The organism is Streptomyces sp. NPDC025784 (genome assembly GCF_055558435.1).
Genome location: NZ_JBVHMN010000044.1, coordinates 1 through 1,918, shown reverse-complemented (window position 1 = coordinate 1,918; position 1,918 = coordinate 1). Strand labels below are relative to the sequence as shown.

Sequence of the window (1,918 nt, the reverse complement as noted above, 5' to 3'; positions counted from 1 at the left end):
CGGAGCCGGAACCAGTAGAAGCCGTGTCCGGCGAGGGTGAGCAAGTAGGGGAGTTCTCCGATGGCCGGGAATCGCACGCCGCCGATGAGTTCGACGGGGTGGCGTCCGTTGAACTCGCGCAGGTCGAGTTCGGTGGGCTGGGCGAAGCGGGAGAAGTTGTGGACGCACAGGACGAGGTCGTCGTCGGCTTCGCGGAGGAAGGCGAGGACGGCGGGGTTGGAGGAGGGCAGTTCGGTGTAGGTGCCGAGTCCGAAGGCCTTGTTCTGTTTGCGGATCTCGATCATGCGGCGGGTCCAGTGGAGCAGGGAGGACGGCGAGGACATGGAGGCCTCGACGTTGGTGACCTGGTAGCCGTAGACGGGGTCCATGATGGTGGGGAGGAAGAGGCGTCCGGGGTCGCAGGAGGAGAAGCCGGCGTTGCGGTCGGGGGTCCATTGCATGGGGGTGCGGACGGCGTCGCGGTCGCCGAGCCAGATGTTGTCGCCCATGCCGATCTCGTCGCCGTAGTAGAGGATCGGTGAGCCGGGCAGGGAGAGCAGCAGGGCGGTGAAGAGTTCGATCTGGTTGCGGTCGTTGTCGAGGAGGGGGGCCAGGCGGCGGCGGATGCCGATGTTGGCGCGCATGCGCGGGTCCTTGGCGTATTCCGCGTACATGTAGTCGCGTTCTTCGTCGGTGACCATTTCGAGGGTGAGCTCGTCGTGGTTGCGCAGGAAGATGCCCCACTGGCAGTTGGAGGGGATGGCGGGGGTCTTGGCGAGGATCTCGGAGACGGGGTAGCGGGACTCGCGGCGGACGGCCATGAAGATGCGGGGCATGACGGGGAAGTGGAAGGCCATGTGGCACTCGTCGCCGCCGGAGGGGAAGTCGCCGAAGTAGTCGACGACGTCCTCGGGCCACTGGTTCGCCTCCGCCAGCAGCACCGTGTCCGGGTAGTGCGTGTCGATCTCCTTGCGGACCCGCTTGAGGAACTCGTGCGTTGCCGGAAGGTTTTCGCAGTTCGTTCCCTCGACCTGGTACAGGTACGGCACCGCGTCCAGCCGGAACCCGTCGATCCCCAGGTCCAGCCAGAACCGCAGCGCGGAGATGATCTCCTCCTGCACGGCCGGGTTCTCGTAGTTGAGGTCGGGTTGGTGGGAGAAGAAGCGGTGCCAGTAGTACTGCTTGCGGACGGGGTCGAAGGTCCAGTTGGAGGCTTCGGTGTCGACGAAGATGATGCGGGCGTCCTGGTACTGCTTGTCGTCGTCGGCCCAGACGTAGTAGTCGCCGTAGGGGCCGTCGGGGTGGGTGCGGGACTCCTGGAACCACGGGTGCTGGTCGCTGGTGTGGTTCATGACGAAGTCGATGATGACGCGCATGCCGCGCTGGTGGGCGGCGTCGACGAACTCGACGAAGTCGGCGAGGTCGCCGAACTCGGGCAGGACGGCGGTGTAGTCGGAGACGTCGTAGCCGCCGTCGCGCAGGGGTGACTTGAAGAACGGGGGCAGCCACAGGCAGTCGATGCCGAGCCATTGCAGGTAGTCGAGCTTGGCGGTCAGGCCCTTGAGGTCGCCGATGCCGTCACCGTTGCTGTCCTGGAAGGAGCGGACCAGGACCTCGTAGAAGACGGCGCGTTTGAACCAGTCGGGGTCGCGGTCCTTGGCCGGTGTGTCCTCGAACGTGTCCGGGACGGGCTCATTGACGATCATGTTGTGGGTGACCCTCCGATCTGCGGTGAGGACGGTCGCAGGACGGTGAGGATGTGCGCGGGGCTATGCCCGGGTTCCAGACGCACATAGTTGGCCCTGCCCCAGTGGTAGGTCTCGCCGGTGAGCTCGTCGCGCACCGGCACGGTCTCGTGCCAGTCCAGGCCGAGTCGCGGCATGTCCAACGAGACCGTGGCCTCCTGGGTGTGGTGGGGGTCGAGGTTGACCACCACCAC

Annotated in this window: 1 protein-coding gene and 1 pseudogene; both read right to left on the bottom strand. The window is 65.9% G+C overall.

Going from position 1 to position 1,918, the window contains the following annotated elements; genetic code table 11:
- The coding region (gene treS / locus ACZ4IF_RS44510) for a maltose alpha-D-glucosyltransferase (protein ID WP_467574997.1) at nt 1-1,685 on the bottom strand (1,685 nt) is incomplete at its 3' end.
- Nucleotides 1,682-1,918, bottom strand: a pseudogene (locus tag ACZ4IF_RS44505) (alpha-1,4-glucan--maltose-1-phosphate maltosyltransferase); the annotation flags it as partial. The pseudogene ACZ4IF_RS44505 and the gene treS, both read right to left, overlap by 4 nt.